We start from the raw sequence: 23,414 nt of genomic DNA, 5'->3' as shown, positions 1-23,414 counted from the left end.
TTTCGTCCGTCAGGACGTTCTCGAAGGGGTCATTCGACGAGGCGGGCGACCTCGTCGGGCGACGTCCCCGAGTCGCGCAGGAACTGTGCGCAGCGCTCCGCCTCGTCGTCCTCGCCGACGAGGCCGGCGGCGAGGGACAGCGCGAGCAGCGCGCGCAGGAAGCCCTGGTTGGGTCCGTGGTCCGCGGGGATCGGGCCCTTGCCGCGCCAGCCGGCGCGCCGCAGCGCGTCGAGCCCGCGGTGGTACCCGGTCCGGGCGTACGCGTACGCGGTGACGGCGCGGGCCGTGCCGGGGTCGTCGCCGCTGCCGTCCGGGCCGGCGAGCGTCTGCTCCGCGAGCACCGCCCAGGCGAGCGTCGACGCCGGGTGGTCGGCGGCGAGCCGCGCGGGGTCCTCGCCGGTGTCCAGGCCCTCGCGGACCTGCGGGTGGTCGTCGGGCAGTCGGGTGGGCGGCGGTCCGGCGAGCAGGTCGTCGATCGGCTGAGGGCTCATGGCCCCATTGTGGCCCGGGGGCTTCGGCCGCCGCTCGCGGCCGGGCGCGGGTACGCTCGGCACATGATCGAGATCGCGACGTCATCGACGACGACGACGCTCGTGATCGCCGGTGACCTCGACCTCGCCGAGCGGGACCAGTTCCCGGAGATCGCCGCGCGCGTGGTGGGCCTGCGACGGCAGCTGCTCGTCATCGACATGTGCCGGGTCACCTTCATGGACTCGACAGGCGCGGCGTTCCTCATCTCGCTCGCGGACTCCGGGAAACGGCGGGGCGGCGCGACCGTGCTGCGAGGGGCCGACGAACGCGACCTGTTCGTGCTGGAGGTCTGCGGGGCGCTCGACCTGTTCCGCATCGACCGCGACCACCGCTGCGAGTCGGCGGCACCGCCCACGGGCACGACGTCCAGCCCGTTGCCGCAGCGCCCGGTCTGACGTCCCCGCGCGGCCCGCGCCGCCAGCAGGTCACGGGCAGGTAAACTCGGGCGCGGCCCGGCCGCCGGCCCGATCGGGGGCCGCTTCGCGCGCGGCGGGCCTCGTCGACCAAGGAGAGTGGGGATCCCATGCCAGCGGTGGTGCTCGTCGGTGCCCAGTGGGGCGATGAGGGCAAGGGGAAGGCGACCGACCTCCTCGGGTCTCGCGTCGACTACGTCGTGAAGTTCAACGGCGGCAACAACGCGGGGCACACCGTCGTGATCGGCGACGAGAAGTACGCGCTGCACCTGCTGCCGTCGGGCATCCTGTCGCCGGGCGTCGTGCCCGTCATCGGCAACGGCGTCGTCGTCGACATCGACGTCCTCTTCGAGGAGCTCGACGCGCTGAACTCCCGGGGCGTCGACACGTCCCGGCTGCTCGTCTCCTCGCAGGCGCACGTCATCGCCGGCTACCACCGCACGCTCGACAAGGTCACGGAGCGGTTCCTCGGCAAGCGGCGCATCGGCACGACCGGGCGCGGCATCGGCCCCGCCTACGCCGACAAGATCAACCGCGTCGGCCTGCGGGTCGCGGACCTGTTCGACCCGAAGATCCTGGCGGAGAAGGTCGAGGGCTCCCTCGACCAGAAGAACCACCTGCTGGTGAAGGTCTACAACCGCCGCGCCGTCGACGTCGCCGAGACGGTCGACGAGCTGCTCGCGCACGCCGAGCGCCTCAAGCCCATGGTCGCGAACACCCCGCTGGTGCTCGACCAGGCCCTCGACGCCGGCAAGACGGTCCTCTTCGAGGCCGGCCAGGCGACCATGCTCGACGTCGACCACGGCACGTACCCGTTCGTGACGTCGTCGAGCGCGACCGCCGGCGGGGCCGTCACGGGCTCCGGCATCGGGCCCACGCGCATCGACTCCGTCATCGGGGTCATCAAGGCCTACACGACCCGCGTCGGCGAGGGCCCGTTCCCCACCGAGCTGTTCGACGAGTGGGGCGAGTACCTGCTCAAGTCCGGCGGCGAGTACGGCGTCACGACCGGGCGGGCGCGCCGTTGCGGCTGGTACGACTCCGTCATCGCCCGCTACGCGGCGCGCATCAACGGCCTCACGGACATGGTCGTGACCAAGCTCGACGTGCTCACGGGCATGGAGAAGGTGCCGGTGTGCGTCGCCTACGACGTGGACGGCACCCGCTACGACGAGATGCCGGACGACCAGACCGCGTTCCACCACGCCAAGCCCATCTACGAGGAGCTGCCCGGCTGGTGGGAGGACATCTCCGGGGCCCGCACGATCGAGGACCTGCCGAAGAACGCGCAGGCCTACCTCGCGCGGCTGGAGGAGCTGTCCGGGTGCCGGATCTCCGCCGTGGGCGTGGGCCCGCGCCGCGACGAGATCATCCCGGTGCACGACCTCATCCACGGCCGCGCGTGAGCGCCGGGCGCCGGGCGGCGGAGGTCGCCCGCGCGCTGGCGCCCACGGGTGTGCTGCGCGCCGTCGTCAACCTGGGCAACCCGGTGCTCGCGCAGGGCACCCCTGACGCGCCCTCGGGCGTCACCGTGGACCTGGCGCGCGAGCTCGCGGGGCGGCTGGGGGTCGACGTCGGGCTGACCTGCGTCGACGCGGCCCGGCACTCGTTCGCGGCGGTCGCCGACGGGAGCGTCGACCTCGGGTTCCTGGCCGTCGAGCCGGCGCGCGCGACGCAGGTCGCGTTCACGGAGCCGTACGCGCTCATCGAGGGCGTGTTCGCCGTGCCGGCCGGCTCGCCGCTGCGGCGCGCGGACGACGTCGACCGCGCGGGCGTGCGCGTCGGCGTCAAGGAGGGGTCGGCCTACGACCTGTTCCTCACCCGCACGCTGACCCGCGCCGAGGTGGTCCGTGGCGCCGACGGCACGACGGTCTTCGAGTCCGAGGGCCTCGAGGTCGCCGCGGGCATCCGGCAGCCCGTGGCCCGGTGGGCCGCCGGGCGCGGCGACGTGCGCGTGCTGGAACCGCGGTTCACGGAGATCCGGCAGGCGGTCGCGACCGGCCGCGACCGCGACCCGGCCGCCGTCGCCTGGCTGGCGGCCGTCGTCGAGGAGCTCAAGGCCGACGGGTTCGTGGCCGCCGCGCTGGCACGCTCGGGCCAGGACGCCACCGTCCCCTCGTCGCGCTGACCGGCCGCCGCCGGCCCGCGTCCTCGGCGGTTAGCATGGCTGCCCGTGAAGATCCTCGTCGTCGGGACCGGTGCCCGTGAGCACGCCATCGTCCACGCCCTCGCGTCCGAGGAGCCGGCGCCCGAGCTGCACGCCGCGCCCGGGAACCCCGGCATGGCGGTCCAGGCGACGCTGCACCCCGTCGACGCGGAGGACGGCCGCGCCGTGGCCGCGCTCGCCCGGCGGCTCGGCGTGGACCTCGTCGTCGTGGGGCCGGAGGCGCCGCTCGTCGCCGGCGTCGCGGACGCCGTGCGCGAGGCCGGCGTCCCGTGCTTCGGACCGTCGGCCGAGGCCGCGCGGCTCGAGGGGTCCAAGGCGTTCGCCAAGGACGTGATGGCCGCCGCCACGGTGCCGACCGCGATGGCGCACGTGTGCACGACGGTCGACCAGGTGGCCGACGCGCTCGACGCCTTCGGCCCGCCGTACGTCGTCAAGGACGACGGCCTCGCCGCGGGCAAGGGCGTCGTCGTGACGCCGGACCGCGAGGCCGCGCTCGAGCACGCCCGGGGCGCGCTCGAGTTGCGCGGCGACGACGGCCGCGTGGTCGTGGAGGAGTACCTCGACGGCCCGGAGGTGTCGCTGTTCTGCCTGAGCGACGGCGCCACGGTGGTGCCGATGGTGCCGGCGCAGGACTTCAAGCGCGTCGGCGACGACGACGCCGGCCCGAACACCGGAGGCATGGGCGCCTACACGCCGCTGGACTGGGCGCCGTCGGGGCTGGTGACGGAGGTCGTCGACCGCATCGCGCAGCCCACGGTCGCCGAGATGGCCCGCCGCGGCACGCCGTTCTCCGGGGTGCTGTACGTCGGGCTGGCGCTCACCAGCCGCGGCACGCGGGTGGTGGAGTTCAACGCCCGCTTCGGCGACCCGGAGATCCAGGCTGTCCTGGCGCGGCTGCGCACGCCGCTGTCCGGCGTGCTGCTCGCGGCCGCCACGGGCCGGCTCGACGGGATCGAGCCGCTGCACTGGTCGGACGAGTCCGTGGTGAACGTCGTCGTCGCCTCGCAGGGCTACCCCGAGTCGCCGCGCAAGGGCGACGTGATCGCGGGGATCGCCGACGCCGAGGCCACCGACGGCGTGCACGTGCTGCACGCGGGCACGGCGGCGGGAGACGACGGCACGCTGGTGTCCGCCGGCGGGCGCGTGCTGTCCGTCGTCGGGCGGGGGGCGGACCTCGCGGCGGCCCGCGCGGCGTCGTACGCCGGCGTCGCGAAGATCGCGCTTGCCGGGTCGCACCACCGCAGCGACATCGCGCTCAAGGCCGAGCGCGGCGAGGTCACCGTCCCCTGAGGACTTCGGCAACGCCTGTAGCAAAGAGGGACTTGCGCGCCTGTTCAGAACAGGGACTAGCACCTGTGCAGAACAGGGACTAGCACCTGTGCAGAATCGGGATTAGGCTCAGTGTCCGGTGGCAGTCGCCAACGGAGAGGGACGACGATGCCCGGTGCGTACCTGGAGCGCTATATCGATGCCTACCTGGACGAGGTCTTCGACGAGCTCCCGGCGGTGATGCTCACCGGACCCCGTGGCTGCGGAAAGTCGACGAGCGCGCTCCGGCGCGCAAATTCAGTCGTCCGCCTCGACGAACCGGAGCAGGCTGCGGCCTTCGCCGGGCAGCCGGACGCGTTCCTCGAACGGCTGCCGGAACCGATCCTCCTGGACGAGTGGCAGGAGGTCCCGGAGTCGATGGCGGCCGTCAAGCGCTCGGTCGACGCAGGAAAAGGGGACGGGCGTTTCCTCATCACGGGCAGCGTCCGTGCGCGTCGGTCCGGAGAGTCGTGGCCGGGTACGGGCCGGGTGACGCCGATCACTCTGTACGGGCTCGCGATGGGCGAGAAGGAGCGCTCCGACAGCGCGCTCTCGTTCATCGACCGGATCTTCTCCTCGGAGACCGAAGAAGCGGGGGAGATGCCCGGTGCTCCGACGATCTTCGACTACGCAGCCTGGGCCGCGGAGGGGGGATTTCCGGAAGCAGTCCGACGATCACCCCGTGCTCGCGAGGAATGGTTCGACGGATACATCGAACAGCTCGTCGGGCGGGACGTCCTCAGCCTGGCCGAGGTCCGGGCACCGCGCCGCATGATCGACCTCTTGCGTGCCATCGCCTTGAACACCGCAGGTCTGCCGACATTGCAGACGCTGACGTCCGCAGCCGGCGCCGACGCAAAGACCGTTCGGGTGCACCTCGATCTGCTTGAGGACCTAGGGATCGTCGAGCGACTGCCCGCGTGGCACTCGAACCGTCTCAGCAGGCTGGTCAAGGGCCCCAAATATCACGTCGTCGACACCGGACTCGCCATGTGGCTGTCAGGGATCGACGGAGAGGGCGTCGTCCGCAGCGCTGACCTCCTGGGGCGTGTCCTCGATTCGTTCGTGGCGGCTCAGCTGCGCCCGTTGTTCCGGCTGAGCAGGACTCGGACGGTGGCGCACCACCTTCGCGACAGCTCGGGGCGGCACGAGGTCGACCTGCTGTTGGAGTCCCGGCGTGGTGACGTCGTGGGGATCGAGATCAAGGCCGGCGGCGGGCCGAGCGCGCGCGATGCCCGCCATCTGGCCTGGTTGCGCGACGAGCTCGGCGATGCGTTCCGACGGGGGATCGTGTTCCATACGGGAAGGCTCGTCTACCCGCTCGGCGACCGGATCTGGGCGATGCCGATCGCCTCGATCTGGCGGTGAGAGACTGGGCGCCGTGACGGAGACGCGAGAACCCCAGTCCGACGCCTTCGCGGGCGGCCCGCTCGACCTGCCGGGCTGGCGCCACGTCTACTCCGGCAAGGTCCGCGACCTGTACGAGCCCGACCTGCCGGTCCTCGGCGGGGCGCACCCGCTGGGGGACGTCGTGCTCGTGGTGGCGTCCGACCGCATCTCCGCGTTCGACCACGTCCTGGACCCGGGGATCCCCGACAAGGGCGTGGTGCTCACCCAGCTCAGCCTGTGGTGGTTCGACCAGCTCGCCGACGTCGTGGACAACCACGTGGTGTCGACCGAGGCGAGCGCGGAGCCGGGCGACGGCCTGGTGCCCGACGTCGTCGCCGGGCGCGCGATGATCTGCCGCCGGCTGGAGATGTTCCCCGTCGAGTGCGTGGCACGCGGGTACCTCACGGGCTCCGGCCTGGCGGAGTACCGCACGAACGGGCAGGTCACGGGCATCCCGCTGCCCGCGGGCCTGGTGGACGGGTCCCGGCTGCCCGAGCCGATCTTCACCCCCGCCACCAAGGCCGAGGTGGGCGAGCACGACGAGAACGTGACGTTCGCCGAGGTCGCGCGCCAGGTCGGGGGCGAGGCCGCCGCCCGCCTGCGCGACCTGACCCTCGCCGTCTACGCCCGCGCGGAGGAGATCGCCCGCGAGCGCGGCGTGATCCTCGCGGACACGAAGCTGGAGTTCGGGGTGGACCCGGCGACGGGCGCCACGGTGCTCGGCGACGAGGTGCTCACCCCCGACTCGTCGCGCTTCTGGCCGGCCGACCGGTGGGAGCCGGGCCGCTCGCAGCCGAGCTTCGACAAGCAGGACGTGCGCGACTGGCTGACGTCCCCGGGCTCCGGGTGGGACCGGTCGTCGGACACGCCCCCGCCGGCGCTGCCCGACGACGTCGTGCGCCGCACCCAGGACCGCTACCTCGAGGCGTACGAGCGCCTCACCGGTACCGCCCTGACCTGATCCCGCTCTGACCTGAACCCGCTCTGACCTGGGCCCGCCGCGCCTACTCCGGGGTGCCGGTGCCCAGCACCGCGCCGTCGGCGTCGAGCGCCTCGAGGGCGACGTACCCCGCGTCCTCGGGCACCGGGGACACGGCCGTCTCGAACCCGGACCGGGGGACGGTCGCGACCTCCTTCGCCGAGCCCGCGTCGGTGCCGGCGACCAACCGCCAGCTCGCGACGTCGGTCGCGCCGTTCCAGCTCACGTACGCCGTGTCGCCGTCGACCACGACGGCCGGCGGGTCGGACGGCGCCGCGTGCCAGTCGAACCGGTAGGCCCGGTAGGTCTCGCCGCCCAGCAGCGGGAACTCGCGGACGAGCTCGCCGTCGCCGGTGTACTCGCTGGTCCACCGGGCGTCGCCCCAGCCGACGACGACGTTCCCGTTGTCGAGCACCTGCAGGTTCCCCTGGCTCCCGGCGAGCCGGTCAGGGTCGCTGGGCAGCCACTCCTGGACCACCGACGCGGTCATGGCCTCCGTGTCGACGTCCAGGCGCAGGCCGCGCGAGTGCGTGCCGACCGGGGGGTTGCCCTGGTTGTCGAACACCGTGACGGTGCCGTCGTCGTGCCACTGCGCGTCGTGCTGCCAGGCGAACTGGGCTCCGGCCCCGGGCTCGTCGTCGTCCCCCGAGCCCTCCATCGCGAAGTCCGAGGCCTTCCCGCCGAGCGTCCAGCGGACCTCGCCGCTGGAGCGGTCGACGACGTACAGCGCGTGGTGCTGCCGGCTCGAGATCAGCAGGTCGCCGTCGGGGGTGAGGGTCGCGGAGTTCACGTGGAAGAAGTCGAACGGGTTCTCCCTCGTCCCCGCCGGGGCCTCGTCCTGGCCGTCGCCGCTCTCCGCGCTGCCCTCGCCGCCGCCCTCCCCGTCCGCGGGCTCGAGAGTGCCGTACGTGTCGGCGAGGTCGACGTGGTCCAGGGCTGACCAGGTGTGCACCACCCTGCCCGTGGCGATGTCGACCTCCTGCACGACGCCGTCGAACACATAACCGTCCGCGTCGCCGCCGACGGCTGTCAGGTCGTGCTGCACGACCGGGTAGGACAGGAGCAGCATCGTGCCCTCGGGCGTGATCGTGGAGTCGTGCAGGTCGGCCCGGTGCGGCTCGAGGTCCCCGCCCGTCGTGACGGTCGCGATCTCCTCGTACGCGGTGTCGAGGAGGTGGATGTCGCCCGTCCCGTGCCCCACGAAGTCGGAGTCGCCGGCGTAGTAGGTCAGGACCGGCTCGCCCCGGTACTCCTGCACGCGGAAGTCGTACGTCGGCCGCTCGGCCGGGTCGATCCACACCGGCTCGCCCGTGGCGTCCACGATCAGGCCGCCCAGGTGGGGCTCGGCCTCCTTCTTGGGCGCGAGGACGTAGAGGTGGTCCGAGTCGTCGGCCGTGGCAGCAGGACCATCGGTGACGGGCAGCGGCGGCGCCGTCATGTCGACGGTGCGGAACACCCGGGGGGCCGGCTCCGGCGCGTCCTGCTCGGTCGCGTCCTCGGCGCAGGCCGCGAGCGGGAGCAGGAGGGCCCCGGCGGCCGCCGCAGCCGCGGCCCGGCGCCGTCGCGGTGAGCGCGGGCCGCGGGAGCGGTGCAGGGTCATGGCTCGAGCCTGCCGTGCCGGAGCGTGGGTGCGCCACCCGGACGCCCGGACCCGCGCCTCAGGGACGACGAGGCGGCTCGGTCGGGCGGACCCGGGGCGCCGGGTAGACTCGACGCGGAATCCCGCCGCCGTGCTCCCGCTCGTCACGCGCGCCTCGTCCCGTCAGGCGCCGTGTGCCGGGATCCCGGAGCGGCGGCCGCCCCGACCGCCCGGTCAACGATTCGAGGAGCACCTGTGGGACGCGTCGTCGTCGAGGTCATGCCCAAGCCCGAGATCCTGGACCCCCAGGGCAAGGCCGTCGTCGGGGCCCTGCCCCGCCTCGGCTTCACCCAGTTCACGGGGGCGCGTCAGGGCAAGCGGTTCGAGCTGGAGGTCGACGGCGAGGTGACGCCGGAGGTGCTCGCCGCGGCGCAGCAGGCCGCCGAGACGCTGCTGTCGAACCCGATCATCGAGGACGTCGTGCGCGTCGCGGACGCGGCCACCGACGCCGCCGGGACGATCACCGCCGAGGGCGTCGCCTGATGACCGGCGAGACCCTCGCCTCGGCCCGGATCGGCGTCGTCACCTTCCCCGGCACGCTCGACGACCGCGACGCCGCACGGGCCGTGCGCCTCGCCGGCGGTGAGCCGGTGTCGCTGTGGCACGCGGACGCCGACCTGCGCGGCGTGGACGCGGTGGTGCTGCCCGGCGGCTTCTCCTACGGCGACTACCTGCGCGCCGGCGCGATCTCGCGGTTCGCCCCGGCGATGGACTCCGTCGTCGACGCCGCCAAGGGCGGCATGCCGGTGCTCGGCATCTGCAACGGCTTCCAGGTCCTCACGGAGGCCCACCTGCTGCCCGGGTCGATGGTGAAGAACGACCACCTGCGCTTCGTCTGCCGCGAGCAGGTGCTCACGGTGGAGAACACGTCGACCGCGTGGACCAACCAGTACGCGCCCGGCCAGCAGATCACCATCCCGCTGAAGAACCAGGACGGGCAGTTCGTGGCCGACGAGCGCACCCTCGACGAGCTCGAGGGCGACGGGCGTGTCGTGTTCCGCTACACCGGCTGGAACCCGAACGGCTCGCGCCGCGACATCGCCGGCATCACGAACGAGCGCGGCAACGTGGTGGGCCTCATGCCGCACCCCGAGCACGCCGTCGAGCAGGGCTTCGGGCCCGCGGGCGAGACCGGACCCCGCGCGGGGACGGACGGGCTGACGTTCTTCACGTCCGTGCTGGCCTCCCTCGTGCGTGCGTGAGGCGCCGCCGATGAGCACGCTCACGCACGTGCCGCAGGGCACCACCGGTGACGGCCCGGTCGTCACGATCGACGCCGTCGCCTGGGACGACCCCGTGGCCGTCGCGCTGCGGGCGGAGGCGGTCGCCGACCTCGGCCGCCGATACGGCGGGGACGAGGACGCCAAGGAGGTCATCGACCCCGCGAGCGTCGTCGTCACCCTGCTGGTCCGGGTGGACGGCGCCCCGGCCGGCTGCGGCAGCGTGCGCGACGTGTCGGGCACCGACGACCTGCGCGGCCGCGGCACCCTGCACCCTGCCGCCACCGGCGAGGTCAAGCGCGTCTACGTCGACCCGGCGTTCCGCGGCCGCGGGCTCGCGCGACAGCTCATGGCCGAGCTGGAGCGGTCCGTGCGTCGCGTCGGCTTCCGGCGGCTCGTGCTCGAGACCGGGACGGCGCAGCCCGAGGCGATCGGCCTCTACACCGCCCTCGGGTTCGAGCCGATCGAGCCGTACGGCAAGTTCGCCGGGGAGCCCGAGCAGCGCTCCTACGGCAAGCGTCTCTGACGACGGGACGGGGGCTCAGCCGGGCCTTCACCGGCCGAGTCTGCGACTCCGCTGCGGGCGGGTGCCTCGTTCCTCGGCCCCACCCTGCGCTGCGTCTCCGCCTCAGCCGGAGGCGCCCGCGGACCATGCCGGAAGCTGCTGCAGGGTCCACGAGTTGCCGTCGGGGTCGTCGAAGGTGACGAACCGGCCCCACGGCTGGTCGTCCACGCCCCGAGCCTCGACGCCGGCGCCACGCAGCTGGGCCAGCGCCTCGTCCGCGTCGGCCACGACCACCTGGATGGTGTCCTGGGCGCCCGGGGCGAGCTTGCCGCCGATGCCGGTGCCGAAGGCGATGGAGCACGCCGAGCCCGGGGGCGTCATCTGCACGAACCGCACCTCGTCGTCGACCCGGTGGTCGTGGTCGGCGTGGAAGCCCACGCGCTCGTAGAACTCCTTGGCCCGGTCCACGTCGCTCACGGGCACGTGGATCAGCTCGATCTTCCAGTCCATGGTGCACTCCTCGGTCGGTCGGTCGGTCGTTCCGGCCGTCGCGGGTGCGGCGGCCCGGGGGACGGTGTCAGCCGTCGGCGAGCAACGGCCGCACCTCGCGGCCGAGCATGTGGACGAAGCCCTCGAGGTCGGGCTCGTCGGCGAGCGGCTGGATCGTGACGGAGGTCGCGCCCGCGGCGGCGAGCCGCAGCACGCCGTCGGCGATCGCCCTCGCGTCGCCGGCCGCGCCGACGCCCTGCCCGGGGGCGGCGCCCCACTGCGGGAGCTCCGCGTCCAGGCGTGCCTGCGCGTCCGGCCCGGTCGCGGCGATGAGCGTGGCGTACACGGGCGGAGCGGGCCAGCCGGACCGCTGCGCCCCCGCGGCGGCCGTCTCGGCGGCCGCGCGGACGTCGTCGGGCGTGAGCGCGTTCGCGAGGATCAGGGCGTCGCCGAGCTCGCCCGCCAGAGCGAGGGAGCGCGGCCCCACGCCGCCCATCACGATCGGCACGTCGGGCGCCGGCCACTCCAGGCGGACGCCGTCGAGCCGGACGTAGCGGCCCGACGTCGTCACCTCCTCGCCGGCGAGGAGGCTGTGCAGCGCCTCGGTGTGCTCCCGCAGCAGGGTGAGCGGCGAGTCCGCCCGCACGCCGGCCTGGGCCATCCACTCCTGGACCCCGTGGCCGACGGCGGGGACGAAGCGGCCGGGGAACAGCCGCGCGAGCGTCGCGAGCTCCATCGCCGTGATCGCCGTGCTGCGCAGCGGGGCGGGCAGCAGGCCGATCCCCACCCGGATCCGTTCCGTCCACGCCAGCGCGGCGCTCGCCGAGGCCACCCCGCTCTGCTTGAAGCAGTCCTCCCAGACCCACAGCTCGTCGAGACCGGCCGCCTCCGCGGTCGTGGCGAGGGTACGGAGGGTCTCCGGCGGCTGGGTGGGGACGAACGCCACACCGAGGCGGACAGGGGGCTCGTCGGCACGAGGGGCAGCGGTGACCGTCATGCCCCCATCGTGCACGGCGGCACCGACAGCGGCAGCGCGCGCGTGGTCGGCCTCAGCTGGCGCTCGGGTGCCCGCGGTCGCGCTCGGCCGCGAGGGCGAGGTAGGTGAGCTGCGCGGCCACGCTCTGCCGGGCGGCCCCCAGCACCGACGGGTCGACGTCCGCGTACACGAGAGCGGTGACGCGGTCGACCAGGGCTGCCCGGTCTGCCCGGTCGACCGAGGCGCCGTCGTCGGCGCCCGCCGGCACCCCGAGCGCGTCGAGCGCCGCGCGGACCTGGGCGAGCCGCTCGTGCCGGTGCGCCCGGTACGCGCGCACCCGGTCGGCCAGGTCGTCCACGGCCGGGCCGTGCGCCGGCAGCCCCGGCACGGGGGAGCCGGGGGCGGGCGCGAGGGCGACGGCCATGTGCTCCAGCCGGTCCAGCGACGCGAGGTAGTCGCCCAACGACCCGTCGGGCTCGGCGATCACCGTGGTGCCGCGGCCGAGCACGGTGTCGCCGGTGAGCACGACGTGGGGCTCGCCGGGCGCCGCGACGAGGAAGCACACCGAGTCCGCGGTGTGGCCCGGCGTCGCGATGACGTCGACCCGCACCCCGCCCGCGGCGACCCGCTCGCCGCGGCGCAGCGGCTCGCCGCCGTGGCAGTGCTCCGGGTCGACGGCGCGCACGGGCGCGCCCGTCAGCGCGTGCAGCCGCGCCGACCCGGCGGTGTGGTCGGCGTGCCGGTGGGTGATCAGCACCAGCTCCACCGGCCCCGCGGCGGCGAGCGACTCGAGGTGGCCCTCGTCGTCCGGACCCGGGTCCACGACCACGCACGACGACGATCCCGGCGCGCGCAGCACGTACGAGCGCGTGCCGTCCAGCGTCATCGGGCCGGGGTTGTCGGCGCGGACGACGGTCACGTGGTGCATGGGGACTCGCTCTCGTGCGACGGTCGGTCCGGCACGACGCGCTCGGACCGGCACCCATGATCGCCGATCCGCGTGCGGACTGCCGACCCGGGTGCGCCCCCGTCAGGACGCGAGGGCGCCGGCCAGCAGCTCCAGTGTCTGCCCGCGGCCCGGAGTGGCGTCGAGGGGCTCGGCCTCGTAGGTGCCGGCCACGGGCACGACCATCACCTCGTCGGCGCCGTGCCGGGTGGCGAGGTCGCGCACCTGCGCCGCGGCCTGGTGCGGCTCGCCGATGATCCAGCGGGAGCGCATGTCGGCGATCACCTGCTCGCCCATGCCGTCCAGCGGGGCGGCGAGCGCCTCCTCGACCGTCTCGGCGCGCCCCATCGGCTTGCCCGTGCGCAGCCGCGCCATGGAGCGCAGCTGGGGCAGCGCGCGCTGGTGCGCCTCGTCGGCGGTGGGCGCCACGACGGCGTTGACGGTGAGGAAGGTCTCCGGCTCGGGGTGGGCGGCGCTGGGGCGGTAGCCGTCGCGGTACAGGGCCAGCACCTGCTCGATGCCGGCGCCGGAGAAGTGGTTGGCGAAGACGTACGGCAGCCCCAGCTCGGCGGCCAGGCGGGCCGAGTAGTCGCTCGAGCCCAGCAGCCACACGGTGGGGGCGCCGTCCGCCGCGGGGGTGGCGTGCACGTCGTAGATGTTGCCGTCGCCGAGGCGCAGCGCGGCACCCTCGGGGCTCATGAGCGCCAGGATGTCGCGCACGTGCTGCGGGAAGCGCTCGACGTCCGACGTCGGCCCGGACTGGCGCAGCAGCGCGGTGACCACCGGGTCCGAGCCGGGCGCGCGGCCGAGGCCGAGGTCGACCCGCCCCGGCGCGAGCGCCTCAAGCGCGGCGAACTGCTCGGCGACGACGAGCGGCGCATGGTTGGGCAGCATCACGCCCCCGGAGCCCACCCGGATGCGCTCGGTGACGCCCGCGGCCGCGGCGATCATCACCGGCGGGGTCGACGCCGCCACCGCGGCCATGTTGTGGTGCTCGGCGAACCAGTACCGCTCGAAGCCGAGCTCGTCGGCGCGGCGCACCAGCGCGAGCGACGACGCGAGCGCCTGGGCGCTGGTCTGCCCGGTGCGGACCGGGACGAGGTCCAGGACGCTCAGGCGCGGGGTCGTGGGGGCGGGGTGCGGGGAGGCGGGGCCGGCGGTGTTCATCGCCCAGGTCAACCGGGAGCCGGCGGGCGACATTCCGCCGACGTCGTCACAGCTGCTCCGCGGCTGCGTCGCGGGTCGCCGTCACCTGCTGCGCTGCTCGACTGCCGACCCGGGCGCCGTAGAGCACGAGACCGAGCATCACCACGCACCCCACGGACACCCCGGTGACCACGAGTGGCACGGACACTGGGAGGAGAGCGAACACCGCGCTCGCCATCGACGCGAGTCCCGCGAACATCGTCGGTCGCTTTGCACGGACGTGAGCCGCCAGCCAGGCTTCATCGCTCGACATGGTGCTCGGGATGCGGATGCCCGCGACCTGGTTGCGCTTCAGCTTCCCTGACGCTGCGGCACGGGCCATCCACACCAGCAGCACGCCCGAGCCGAGCATGACGACGGACAGCACGATCCTCGCGACCAGGTCCTCGTCCATCGCCGAAGACCTTAGCCATCGGCCGGCGTCGCGACCAGTCACCATCGGCGCGACCGACAGCATCACGGGTGGGTCAGGGGAGGGGGTCGCGCAGGCCGCTCGCGCGCCGTACCGGGTGCCCGACGGCGGCCCGCACGGCGTCGGCGGTCGCCACCACGCGCACGAGCTCCTGGGCGCGGGTCACCGCCGTGTACAGCAGCTCGCGGGTCAGCAGCGGCGACGTGGCGGGCGGCAGGATGAGCGACACGCGGCGGAACTGGCTGCCCTGCGCACGGTGCACCGTCATCGCGTGCACCGTCTCCACCGGCGGCAGCCGGTGCGTGCGCACCCGCAGCGGCGCGCGCGGGTCGCCGAACACCGCCACCACCGCGCCCGCGTCGCCCGCCGGCGCCGCCTCGCCCTCGGCGACGAGCACGCCGGTGTCGCCGTTGTACAGGCCGACCTCGGCGTCGTTGCTGGTCACCAGCAGCGGGCGGCCGACGACCCACGGGGTCGAGGCGTGCGCGGGCGCGGCGACGCCGGCCGTGGCCTCCTCGACCCACGCCTCGACCTGCGCCGCCCAGCGGGCGACGCCCACCGGACCGCGGCGGTGGGCGACCATCACCCGGTGCGCCGCCAGCGCGTCGAGCGCCCCGGCGGCGTCGCCGGCGCGCGCGGCGGACACGAGCCGGCGCCCGGCGTCGATCGCGTCGTCCCGGAGCCCCGCGACGGCGTGCTCGTCGAGGCGCTCGGTGTCGGCCTCCACCAGCTCGACGCCGCCGGTCCCGGCGCGCAGGACGTCCAGCACGGTGTCGGCGTCGCCGTCGCGGATCGCCGCCGCGAGCGGCAGGATCGCGGAGTCGGAGCCCTGGCGGTGCACCGTCACGAGCCGCACGACGCCGTTGCCCACGCCCGCGCGCGCCTCGTCGTCGAGGCCGTCGAGGTCGTCGGCGGGTCGGTCGGACCGGTCGGTCCGCGTCTCGACGGGCGCCGCCACGGGCGGGCGCGCGACCAGATCGCCGAGGACGGCGCCGGCCTCGACGGAGGCGAGCTGGTCCGGGTCGCCGACGAGCACCAGCCGGGCGTCGGGACGCAGCGACTCCAGCAGCCGGGCCATGAGGGACAGCGGCACCATGGAGGTCTCGTCGACCACGACGACGTCGTGGGGCAGGTGGTGGCCCGCGTGGTGCCGGAAGCGGGTCGCGCTGCGGTAGCCGAGCAGCCGGTGCACGGTCGTGGCCTCGGGGCTGCCCGTGCGGTCCCGGTCCTGCGGGTCGAGGTCGGTGACGACGTCGCGCACCGCCTCCTGCAGGCGCGCCGCCGCCTTGCCCGTCGGAGCCGCGAGCGCGACGCGCAGCGGCGGGCCGTCGCCGTCCTGCAGGACGGCGAGGAGCCGCGCCACCGTCGTCGTCTTGCCGGTGCCGGGCCCGCCCGTGAGTACGGTGAGCCGGCGCCCGGCGGCGTGCTCGGCGGCGAGCCGCTGGCGCACGTCGCTCGCGCCGGGGAACAGCCGCGCCAGCGCGGCGTCGAGGCGCGCCTGGTCCACCGTCAGCGGCGGCGCGACCAGGCGCGCGTCGACCAGGCGGCGCACCGTGAGCTCGTCGCGCCAGTACCGGTCGAGGTAGAGACGCCCGCCGACCCAGCGCGCGGGCCGGTCCGCGGGCCCGGCCACGCCGGCGGCGACGAGCGGGCTCGCCTCGATCGCCCGCACCCAGGCCGCGTGCTCGGGCCAGGGCGGCGGGTCGGCGGGCGGGGCGCCGCGGTCGCCCGCCGGGTCGGTGTCCTCGGGGAGGGCGAGGGCGGCCAGCTCGTCCGCGTCGTCGAGGCGCACGCACACCGACCCCCCGCGCAGCGCCCGCACGACGAGGGCCACGGCGAGCAGCACCGTCGGGTCCTGCTCGTCCGTGAGCCGGCCGAGGCGCGTCGCGACGTGCACGTCCGTCGCGGCGACGACCCCGGCCGCGTTGAACGCCGCGAGCAGCTCGGGGGCGGCGACGGCGACGCGCACGTCCCCGGCGAGGGTGTCGGCGGTCATGCGGTCCCTCCGTCGAGCAGGTCGGACAGCGCGGGCACCAGGCCGGACGGCGGCGTCCACGCCACGACGCCGAACGGCGACCCGTCCGGGCCCGTGGGCGTGGCGGGCCCGCACATGCCGCGCACGAACAGGTACAGCCCGCCGCCCAGGTGCACGTCGGGGTCGTAGCCGGGCAGCCGCCAGCGCAGGTAGCGGTGCAGCGCGACGAGGTAGAGCACGAGCTGCAGCGGGTAGTGCGCGTGCCGCATCGCCTCGACGGTGGCCTCGGGCCGGTAGTCGTGCGCGGTGAGCGGGGTGTCGGGCACGCCCAGCCGGTTCGTCTTGTAGTCCACGACGAGGAAGCGGGGCGCGCCGTCGTCGGTCTGGTCGCCGGGCACCCGCAGCACCGCGTCGATCGACCCCGTGAGGTAGCCGCGCAGCCGGCGCTCGGCCGGGTCGGCGGCGGCGAGGGCCGCGAGGTCGGCCGGGTATGCGGCGAAGGGGTCGCCCTCGCCCAGGTGCGCGGCGAGCAGCGCGGCGACGTCGGCGAGGCTCGCGCCGGCCGACGTCGTGCCCGCGTCGCCGTCCCCGCCCGCCAGGGGCAGCTCGAACTCGAGCTCGGCGAGCCGGTCGGCGGGGGCGACGTCGGCGAGCGTGCGCCCCGCGGCGAGCGGCCCCAGCGGGGTGCGGGCGACGACGCCGAGGGCGGCGGCGAGCTCGCCGGGGTCGGTCCCGGGCACGCGCGTGGTCGCCGCGGCCGCGCACCGGGCGAGCAGCTCGGCCTGCAGGTCCGGCGCGGACGTGTCGGCGTACTCCAGCACCTCGTGCACCAGGAGGCCGAACCCGGTGCCCGCGGGCAGCCCCGACATGGGCGACGGGAGGTCGCGACCGGGGGCGTCGTCGGCCGCGGCGGCGCCCGGCCCGACGGGGAGCACCCCCGCGGCGGGGGCGTCGGGCTCGTCCTGGAGCCCGCCGTCCTCCGGCTCGGACTCCACGGCGCCGACCGCGCCGGGGGCGCTCCCGGCGCCCGTCGTCGCGGCCCCGGCCGCCGACCCCGTACCGCCCCGCGCGGGACCGGCGTGCGCCGCCGCGGTCAGCGCGGAGTACGACGCGCGGCGCCACGCCTGGTCCGGCACGCGGTCCAGGTGCGCCACGTCCAGCGCGGGCGCTTCCCGCCCGGCCGGCCGCCAGCGCTCCGTGGCGGGGGAGGCAGGCACCTCCTCGACGGCGACGGTCCAGCCGGACCGCTCGGCGATCCCGCCCAGGGCGCTGCGCACCGCGTCGTCCCGCATCGCCTGCTGCGACGCGTGCGGCGCGGGCTCGGCGCCCAGCGTGCGGTCGGCCAGCACGACGCGGGTCAGCGCGCCCTTGGCCGTGTTCGCCTTCGACGGCGCCCAGTGCGCCACCACCTGGTGGCGGGCGCGCGTGAGCGCCACGTACAGCAGGCGCAGGTCCTCGCCGCGCTCCTCGGTGCGGTGCCGCTCCAGCGCCGCGTCGTACCCGAACGACCCGGGCCCCCCGACGTGCAGGATGCGCCGCCCGTCGTCGGTGTGGAACCGCAGCACCTCCGGGCGCTGCTGCTCGAACCGGTCCCACGCGAACGGCACGTACACGACGCCGAACTCCAGGCCCTTGCTCGCGTGCACCGTCACGACCTGCACCGCCGCCGCGTCCGTCTCGAGGCGGCGGCTGCGCTCCTCGTCGTAGTCGTCGCCGGCCTCGCGGATGCGGCGGCGCAGCCACCCGGTGAGGGCCGAGGCGCCCAGCCCCTCCGTCACCGCCGCGACGTGCAGCACCTCGCCGACGTGGCGCAGGTCGGTGAGCCGGCGCTCGCCCGTGGTCGTCGTGAGCAGCCGCTCGGCGAGCCCGTCGCGTGTCACGGCCTCCTGCAGCGCCGCGACCCCGCGGGTCGCCAGCAGCCGCGACCAGCGCCGCACCGTGTCGGCGAGCGCGTCGTGGGCGGCGTCACCGGCCGTGGCGAGGCGTTCGGCGTCCCAGCCGACGAACGGGGTCAGGGCGAGCGCCGCGGCACGCCCGTGCGCGCCCGGCTGCTCGAGCGCGGCCAGCAGCGTCAGCCAGTCGCGGGCCGACGGCGTGGCGAACACGCTGGACAGCCCCGACACGACCGCGGGCACGCCCCGCACGACCAGCGCCGAGCGCACCGCCTCGGCCTGCGCGTTCGTGCGGGTCAGCACGGCGACGTCGCGCGGCTCCAGCGCCCGCCAGCCGCCTTCGCTCTCGCCGCCGTCGTCGTCCAGCAGCCGGTCGCGCCCGAGGCGTGCGGCGACGTCGGCGGCCACGTCGGCCGCGACCAGCGCGCGCGGCACCCCGACGGCCGGCGTCTCGCCGGGGGAGATGCCGAGCGAGCCGCGGGTCACCTGCCGCAGCCGCAGGGGCGGCCCGCCGTCGAACCTCGACGCCGGGTGCGCCGCGTCCACGGGCCGCACGACGATGCGCTCGTCCCCGAGCGCCGCGCCGCCCAGCACGGTGTCCAGGGCGCGCAGCAGCGGGCCGTCGCTGCGCCAGCTCGTGCCGAGCGTCGCGATCGTCGTCGCCTCCCGCTGCGCGTCGAGGTAGGCGACGACGTCGGCGCCGCGGAAGGCGTAGATCGCCTGCTTGGGGTCACCGATGAGCACCAGGGTGCGGCGGGTGTGGAAGGCGGTGCGCAGGATCTCCCACTGCACGGGGTCGGTGTCCTGGAACTCGTCGACCATGACCACCCGGTACGCCGACCGCACGCGCTCGGCGGCGGTCGGCCCGTGCACGGGGTCGGCGAGGGCGTCGCGCAGCATCACCAGCAGGTCGTCGTAGTCCATGAGGTGCCGGGTGCGCTTGCGTCGCAGCGTCTCGTCGCGGGTCTCGGCGGACACGGCCTGCCGCAGGGCGCCGAGGGTGGACGGCGGCGCGCCGCCGGCCTCGGCGGGCTCGACGTCGGCCTGGTGGTCGCTGACGGCGGCGCGGCCGAGGTCGGCGGCCAGGGACGGCGTGAGCGCAGGCTTCGCCTCGTCGGCGAAGCGCCGCACGTACAGGTCGTCCGCGACCTCGCGGACCAGGTCGGCGACGTCCGGCACGAACGTCGCCGCCGGGTCGACGTCGGCCGCGATGCCGAGGGCGACCAGCATCTGCTGGCAGAAGCCGTGCGTGGTGGTGATCGTGGCCGCGTCGAGCTGCGACAGCGCGGCCGTGAGCCGGCCCCGCCGTCGGGCCAGCTCGGCCGCGTCGACGTCCCCGAGCAGCGCCACCACGGGGTCGTCGCTTGCCGCCGGGTCGGGGCCCCGCAGCGCGCGCTCGGTGCTCACCAGGCGCTCGCGGACGCGATCGCGCAGCTCCGACGTCGCGGCGCGGCCGAACGTCACCAGCATGAGCTCGCGCAGCTCCGCGCGGCCCTCGGCGACGAACCGCGTCGCCAGCGCGGCGATGGTGAACGTCTTGCCGGTGCCGGCGCTCGCCTCCAGCACCGTGGTGCCCTCGGGCAGCGGGCCGCAGACGTCGAAGACGGGGCGGTCCGGGGCGCCGGTCACGGCGTCGGGGGAGGTCACGACGTGCCCTTCTGCTCGTGCGACAACAACGGGTCCCACACACGCCGGGCGAGGGCGCCGAACCGGGTGGGCTCGTCGCCGGACGCGCGCCGGTCGTCGTCGTCCGGCACGCCGGCGAACTCGTCGAGCCGGGCGCCGTCGCCCCAGCAGAGCACGTGGTACGGGTCGGACTTCTCGAACCCGCCGTTCCACGTGTACCGGGCCTCGCCGAGGGCCTGCCCGGGGTCGCCGGTGCCGCCGCCGCGGGAGACGGCGTAGGCGTGCGCGGCCTCCGGCGGCAGGGGCAGCGGGCCGCGGAGGGCCGCGGCGCGCAGGGCGACCAGGTCGTCGAGCAGGCGTGCGGCGTCGTCGGGCGACGGCGCGTCGAGCAGGCTCCACGCCGCCTTGGCGCCGCGGCCGGGCGCCCGGCCGACGGTGACGGCGTGCCACTGCTGGCCGGGCGGGGGCCCGGACGACGCCCGGCCCGACGACGCGGCGAGCGCGAGCACCTGCACCCACGCCCGCAGCCGGTGCTTCGGCGCCAGCCGCGAGTACTCGGCGCGCACCACGCGGCCGCCGTGCACCCCGGGCACGGTGCCGGTGACCTGCGCCCCGGACGGGAGGACGGCGGCCACGTCGACCGGGCGGGGCTCGCCGACGGACGTCGCCTGCTGCGCCGTCGCGCGCACCGGCTGCACCCGCTCGACGACGTCGCGCAGCGCGGCGAAGCCGAGGCGGCGCGGCGGCGCCTGCCCGCGGCGCCACTCCGCCTGGAACGCGCGGTCCGGGTCGGTGCCGGCCAGCAGCGCCGCGAGGATGCGGTCGCCGGCGCCCCACGCGGCCAGCGGCGCCATCGTCAGCGGCAGGCGGTCGTCCACCTCGTCCTCGTCCTGCGCGATGCGCACGTCGAGGGTCGTGCGCAGGAACCACCGCACCGGGTGCTCGAGCAGGGCCACGAGGTCGTCGAGGTCCACCGTGTCGCCCGGGGGCGGCGACGGCACCGTCAGCGGCCGCGGCACGAGCAGCCCGGGCTCGGCACGCTCCGCCCGGCCGGCGAGCGCACCGTCGAGCGCGGCGGCGTCGAAGCTGAACGGCCCGGTGGCGCCGAGCGCGCCCGGGACGAAGTTCCGCTCGCCCACCACCTGCAGCGGGTGGCGCACCACGACCTGGGACCGCACCGCGCCGCCCGGCGCCGCCCCGACGCGGTCGAGCGCGTCGAGGAGCTCGGCGACGGGCACCGCGGGCGGGCGCGGGGCCCCCGTGCGCTCGTCGGCGCCCGTGTGCAGCACCACCAGGTGCTCGCGCGCCGCGGTGATCGCGTCGAGGAAGATCTGCCGGTCCTCGCTGCGCCGGTCGCGCTCGCCGAGGCAGGCGTCGCGGGCGAGCAGGTCGTCGCCGTCCGGGTTCGCCGACCGGGGGAACGCGCCGTCGTCCATGCCGAGCAGCACCACCACCCGGTGCGGCACGGCGCGCATCGGCTCCAGCGAGCACACGGTGAGCGCGCCCGTGCGGAACCCGGCGCGCGTGGGCCGGCCGGCGAGCCGGTCGGCCAGCAGCGCGCGCACGTCCTCCAGGCGCAGCCCCGCGCCGGCGTCGCCGGGACCGCCGGCGGTGCCGGCGGCGCGCACGTCGCCGAGCACGCGGCGGGCCGCCGTGGTCTGCCAGGCGTCGTCGGGGGCGGGGTCGGTCAGCAGCGTCACGGCCCGGTCGAGGACGTCGAGCCAGTGCGCGAGCGGGTGCTCGCCGTCCAGGTCGGCCAGCAGCCCGGTGAGCCGGGCGACCAGCTCGGCGAACCGGCCCGCGACCTCCACGTCGGTGGACCCCACGTCGTCCAGCGGCAGCGCCGGGCCCACGAACCGGGAGTCCTCCTCGGCCATCGCGACGCCCAGCAGCACCCGGTCCAGCGCGGCGTCCCAGGTGCCCTGGCGGACGCGGGCGTCGATGCCGAAGCGGGCCCGCCGCGACCCGTCCTCGCCCCAGCGCACCCCCACCTCGACGGCCCAGTCGCGCCACCGGTCCAGGTCGTCGTCCGACAGCCGGAAGCGGCGGCGCACGGGCTCGCTCGCGGCCAGGTCGAGCACCTCGGACGCGGTGACCCGGCCGTCGGCGAGGCGCAGCAGCGTGGCCACCACGCCGAGCACCGGGTTGACGACGCCCGGGCCCCGGTCGGCCAGCCCGACCCGCAGGCGCTGGCCCGGGTGCACCTGCGTGACGCCGTCGGGGGCGGCCCCGAAGGTGGCGGTGACCAGGGGCGCGAAGGCCTCGACGTCCGGGCACATGACGATCACGTCGCGGGGCTCGAGCGTCGGGTCGGCGGCGAACAGGCCCGTGAGGACCTCGCGCAGCACCTCGACCTGGCGGGAGCGCCCGTGGCACGCGTGCACCTGGACGCTGCGGTCCGCGGGGGCGACGTCGTGCGGCGCCGGGTCGGGGTCGTCGGCGCGCAGCGTCGCCTGCAGCGCGCCGAGCAGCGTCGCGGGCGGCGCCGGCGCCGGGTGCGAGGTCGCCCGGACCTCCGGCGCCTCGCGGGCCGTGCCGTCGTCCCCGCCGCTCACGTCGCTGACGCCGCTGCCGCCGCCGTCCGACAGCCGCAGCTGCAGCTCGACCGAGTCGCGTGCCGTCGACGCGAGCAGCGGGTGCCGCGCCACCGGGGGCAGGTCGTCGCGGCGGGTGCCCGGGCCCGGGGAGCCGGGCAGCGCGGCGACCGCGTCCCACAGCGCGGGCGAGGGGTGCGGCAGCCACAGGTGCACGTCGCGGTGGTGGGCGAGCGCGCGCAGCACGCGCAGCTGGTCCTCGGGCAGGCGGGTGGGACCGAAGACGGACAGCCGCGCGGGCAGGTCGACGGCCCCGGGGTCGGTGTGCAGCGCGGCGACCGCCTGCGCCAGCACCTCGGCCGGCCCCGGCGCGTCCACGCGGTCGTGCACCTGCCGCCACAGGCGCGGCTGCCACCCCAGGTCGTCGGGCACGGGCGCCCCCGCGCCGTCGTCGTCGCGCCCCTCCAGCCACGCGGCGAGCAGGCTCGGGCGCTGCTGCGCGTACGCGGAGAAGAGGCCCGCCACGCGCTGCGCGAGGGCGAGCCGGCGCGAGCGTCGGACGCCGTCGCCGTCCTGGCCGACGTACCGCGCGAGCGGCGCCGCCCACGGCTCGTCCAGCGACGCGTCGACCGTCTCCAGCACGGGCCACACCAGCCGGGAGCGCCGCCACGGGTCGTCGTCGGGCTCGACGCCGGTGACTGCCGTGACCGCGGCCGCGACGAGCCGCGACGGCGACGAGAAGTCCACGTTGGCGCACACCCCCGCGCCGGAGGGCCCCGCGCCCGGTGACCCGGGGACGCCGAGCCGGTGCGACAGCCGCTGCGCCAGCCACCGCTCGATGCCCCGCGTGGGCACCGCGACGACGTCGGGGGTGAACGGGTCCTCGGGGGGTTGCGCCAACACGTCCGCCAGGGGAGCGACCAGCGCGTCGGCGCGCTCGGAGCGGTGGATGTGCAGCACGCGGCCAGGCTACGGGCCCCCGCCGACACGGGCCCCCGGTGGTCCCCAGGCGTCCGGAAGGTGGCTGGAGCGAGACCCGGCTGCTCGCGATGAAGACTGTGGTGGTATTTGGTATTGACCGATGAGTTCGCCTCAGCGAAACTGTCTGTCATGTCGTTGGTTGCGGTTCGCGAGGCTGCCGAGCGTCTAGGGGTCTCTGCCCGGCAGGTGCAGCATCTGGTCGCTCGCGGTGAGCTCAGGGCACCGG

General features: G+C 75.9%; 19 protein-coding genes. 9 read left to right on the top strand and 10 right to left on the bottom strand.

The features are described from left to right. Positions 1-29: 29 nt before the first annotated feature. Complete coding sequence (locus IEW03_RS01715; RefSeq protein WP_188521907.1) at positions 30-491, bottom strand: DUF3151 domain-containing protein; 462 nt, start codon at positions 489-491, stop codon at positions 30-32. A 63-nt stretch (positions 492-554) separates the two neighbouring features. On the opposite strand from IEW03_RS01715, the gene IEW03_RS01710 reads away from it, so the two are divergent. The 6 genes from IEW03_RS01710 to IEW03_RS01685 all read left to right on the top strand — a co-directional run bounded on the left by IEW03_RS01710 (position 555) and on the right by IEW03_RS01685 (position 6,769). Then, on the top strand, positions 555-926 hold the full coding sequence (locus tag IEW03_RS01710) for an STAS domain-containing protein (protein ID WP_188521906.1): 372 nt from the start codon (positions 555-557) through the stop codon (positions 924-926). 128 nt (positions 927-1,054) lie between these two features. Beyond that, on the top strand, positions 1,055-2,350 hold the full coding sequence (locus IEW03_RS01705; protein WP_188521905.1) for an adenylosuccinate synthase: 1,296 nt from the start codon (positions 1,055-1,057) through the stop codon (positions 2,348-2,350). After that, complete coding sequence (locus IEW03_RS01700) at positions 2,347-3,072, top strand: transporter substrate-binding domain-containing protein (protein WP_188521904.1); 726 nt, start codon at positions 2,347-2,349, stop codon at positions 3,070-3,072. The genes IEW03_RS01705 and IEW03_RS01700 overlap by 4 nt, the downstream gene beginning before the upstream one ends. Positions 3,073-3,117: 45 nt before the next feature. Continuing rightward, complete coding sequence (purD, locus tag IEW03_RS01695) at positions 3,118-4,401, top strand: phosphoribosylamine--glycine ligase (RefSeq protein ID WP_188521903.1); 1,284 nt, start codon at positions 3,118-3,120, stop codon at positions 4,399-4,401. A 147-nt stretch (positions 4,402-4,548) separates the two neighbouring features. Next, positions 4,549-5,787, top strand: coding sequence for an ATP-binding protein (locus tag IEW03_RS01690; protein ID WP_188521902.1), 1,239 nt, complete (start codon positions 4,549-4,551; stop codon positions 5,785-5,787). A 13-nt stretch (positions 5,788-5,800) separates the two neighbouring features. Beyond that, on the top strand, positions 5,801-6,769 hold the full coding sequence (locus IEW03_RS01685; RefSeq protein ID WP_229737308.1) for a phosphoribosylaminoimidazolesuccinocarboxamide synthase: 969 nt from the start codon (positions 5,801-5,803) through the stop codon (positions 6,767-6,769). A 43-nt stretch (positions 6,770-6,812) separates the two neighbouring features. On the opposite strand, the gene IEW03_RS01680 is transcribed toward IEW03_RS01685, so the two are convergent. Continuing rightward, on the bottom strand, positions 6,813-8,387 hold the full coding sequence (locus IEW03_RS01680; protein WP_188521900.1) for an arylsulfotransferase family protein: 1,575 nt from the start codon (positions 8,385-8,387) through the stop codon (positions 6,813-6,815). 234 nt (positions 8,388-8,621) lie between these two features. Between IEW03_RS01680 and purS the strand changes: the two genes are divergently transcribed. From purS to IEW03_RS01665, 3 genes are read left to right on the top strand one after another with little or no spacing between them, the layout of a single operon-like run. Next, entirely contained in the window at positions 8,622-8,909 is a 288-nt protein-coding gene (gene purS, locus IEW03_RS01675) for a phosphoribosylformylglycinamidine synthase subunit PurS (RefSeq protein WP_188521899.1), read from the top strand. After that, positions 8,909-9,628: a phosphoribosylformylglycinamidine synthase subunit PurQ gene (gene purQ, locus IEW03_RS01670; protein WP_188521898.1), complete on the top strand. Its 720-nt coding sequence runs from the start codon at positions 8,909-8,911 to the stop codon at positions 9,626-9,628. Before purS ends, purQ begins: the two co-directional genes overlap by 1 nt. Positions 9,629-9,638: 10 nt before the next feature. Continuing rightward, positions 9,639-10,172: a GNAT family N-acetyltransferase gene (locus tag IEW03_RS01665; protein ID WP_188521897.1), complete on the top strand. Its 534-nt coding sequence runs from the start codon at positions 9,639-9,641 to the stop codon at positions 10,170-10,172. Between the two features lie 102 nt (positions 10,173-10,274). Here IEW03_RS01665 and IEW03_RS01660 read toward each other — a convergent pair whose 3' ends face one another. The 8 genes from IEW03_RS01660 to recC form a co-directional block, all read right to left on the bottom strand. Continuing rightward, positions 10,275-10,661, bottom strand: a complete 387-nt coding sequence (locus IEW03_RS01660; RefSeq protein ID WP_188521896.1) for a VOC family protein — start codon at positions 10,659-10,661, stop codon at positions 10,275-10,277. Positions 10,662-10,728: 67 nt separating this feature from the next. After that, positions 10,729-11,637 carry an LLM class flavin-dependent oxidoreductase gene (locus IEW03_RS01655; protein WP_188521895.1) on the bottom strand — a complete coding sequence of 303 codons (909 nt, stop codon included), beginning with the start codon at positions 11,635-11,637 and terminating at the stop codon, positions 10,729-10,731. A 52-nt stretch (positions 11,638-11,689) separates the two neighbouring features. Continuing rightward, positions 11,690-12,544, bottom strand: coding sequence for an MBL fold metallo-hydrolase (locus tag IEW03_RS01650; RefSeq protein ID WP_188521894.1), 855 nt, complete (start codon positions 12,542-12,544; stop codon positions 11,690-11,692). Positions 12,545-12,646: 102 nt separating this feature from the next. Continuing rightward, positions 12,647-13,729, bottom strand: a complete 1,083-nt coding sequence (locus IEW03_RS01645) for an LLM class flavin-dependent oxidoreductase (RefSeq protein ID WP_188521893.1) — start codon at positions 13,727-13,729, stop codon at positions 12,647-12,649. A gap of 46 nt (positions 13,730-13,775) precedes the next feature. Next, entirely contained in the window at positions 13,776-14,225 is a 450-nt protein-coding gene (locus tag IEW03_RS01640) for an SdpI family protein (protein ID WP_229737324.1), read from the bottom strand. A gap of 10 nt (positions 14,226-14,235) precedes the next feature. Next, positions 14,236-16,176 (bottom strand): exodeoxyribonuclease V subunit alpha, encoded by a 1,941-nt coding sequence (gene recD / locus IEW03_RS01635; RefSeq protein WP_188521891.1) that lies wholly within the window; start codon positions 16,174-16,176, stop codon positions 14,236-14,238. Further along, positions 16,173-19,694 carry a UvrD-helicase domain-containing protein gene (locus tag IEW03_RS01630; RefSeq protein ID WP_229737307.1) on the bottom strand — a complete coding sequence of 1,174 codons (3,522 nt, stop codon included), beginning with the start codon at positions 19,692-19,694 and terminating at the stop codon, positions 16,173-16,175. The genes recD and IEW03_RS01630 overlap by 4 nt, the downstream gene beginning before the upstream one ends. Beyond that, positions 19,691-23,167: an exodeoxyribonuclease V subunit gamma gene (recC, locus tag IEW03_RS01625; protein ID WP_188521890.1), complete on the bottom strand. Its 3,477-nt coding sequence runs from the start codon at positions 23,165-23,167 to the stop codon at positions 19,691-19,693. Before recC ends, IEW03_RS01630 begins: the two co-directional genes overlap by 4 nt. Positions 23,168-23,414 lie beyond the last annotated feature (247 nt).

It is taken from the genome of Isoptericola cucumis (assembly GCF_014635665.1).
GTDB classification, from domain to species: domain Bacteria; phylum Actinomycetota; class Actinomycetes; order Actinomycetales; family Cellulomonadaceae; genus Isoptericola; species Isoptericola cucumis.
Note: the sequence above shows the minus strand (reverse complement) of the source record. Positions and strands in the feature narration are given on the sequence as shown.

Excerpts from the sequence above, each read along its gene's own strand:
- IEW03_RS01650 (WP_188521894.1), bottom strand. The coding sequence starts at position 12,544 with ATGCACCACGTGACCGTCGTCCGCGCCGACAACCCCGGCCCGATGACG.
- IEW03_RS01645 (WP_188521893.1), bottom strand. The coding sequence starts at position 13,729 with ATGAACACCGCCGGCCCCGCCTCCCCGCACCCCGCCCCCACGACCCCG.
- IEW03_RS01715 (WP_188521907.1), bottom strand. The coding sequence starts at position 491 with ATGAGCCCTCAGCCGATCGACGACCTGCTCGCCGGACCGCCGCCCACC.
- IEW03_RS01665 (WP_188521897.1), top strand. The coding sequence starts at position 9,639 with ATGAGCACGCTCACGCACGTGCCGCAGGGCACCACCGGTGACGGCCCG.
- IEW03_RS01690 (WP_188521902.1), top strand. The coding sequence starts at position 4,549 with ATGCCCGGTGCGTACCTGGAGCGCTATATCGATGCCTACCTGGACGAG.
- purQ (WP_188521898.1), top strand. The coding sequence starts at position 8,909 with ATGACCGGCGAGACCCTCGCCTCGGCCCGGATCGGCGTCGTCACCTTC.
- recD (WP_188521891.1), bottom strand. The coding sequence starts at position 16,176 with ATGACCGCCGACACCCTCGCCGGGGACGTGCGCGTCGCCGTCGCCGCC.
- IEW03_RS01640 (WP_229737324.1), bottom strand. The coding sequence starts at position 14,225 with ATGCTGTCGGTCGCGCCGATGGTGACTGGTCGCGACGCCGGCCGATGG.
- IEW03_RS01680 (WP_188521900.1), bottom strand. The coding sequence starts at position 8,387 with ATGACCCTGCACCGCTCCCGCGGCCCGCGCTCACCGCGACGGCGCCGG.
- IEW03_RS01660 (WP_188521896.1), bottom strand. The coding sequence starts at position 10,661 with ATGGACTGGAAGATCGAGCTGATCCACGTGCCCGTGAGCGACGTGGAC.
- IEW03_RS01710 (WP_188521906.1), top strand. The coding sequence starts at position 555 with ATGATCGAGATCGCGACGTCATCGACGACGACGACGCTCGTGATCGCC.
- IEW03_RS01705 (WP_188521905.1), top strand. The coding sequence starts at position 1,055 with ATGCCAGCGGTGGTGCTCGTCGGTGCCCAGTGGGGCGATGAGGGCAAG.
- IEW03_RS01655 (WP_188521895.1), bottom strand. The coding sequence starts at position 11,637 with ATGACGGTCACCGCTGCCCCTCGTGCCGACGAGCCCCCTGTCCGCCTC.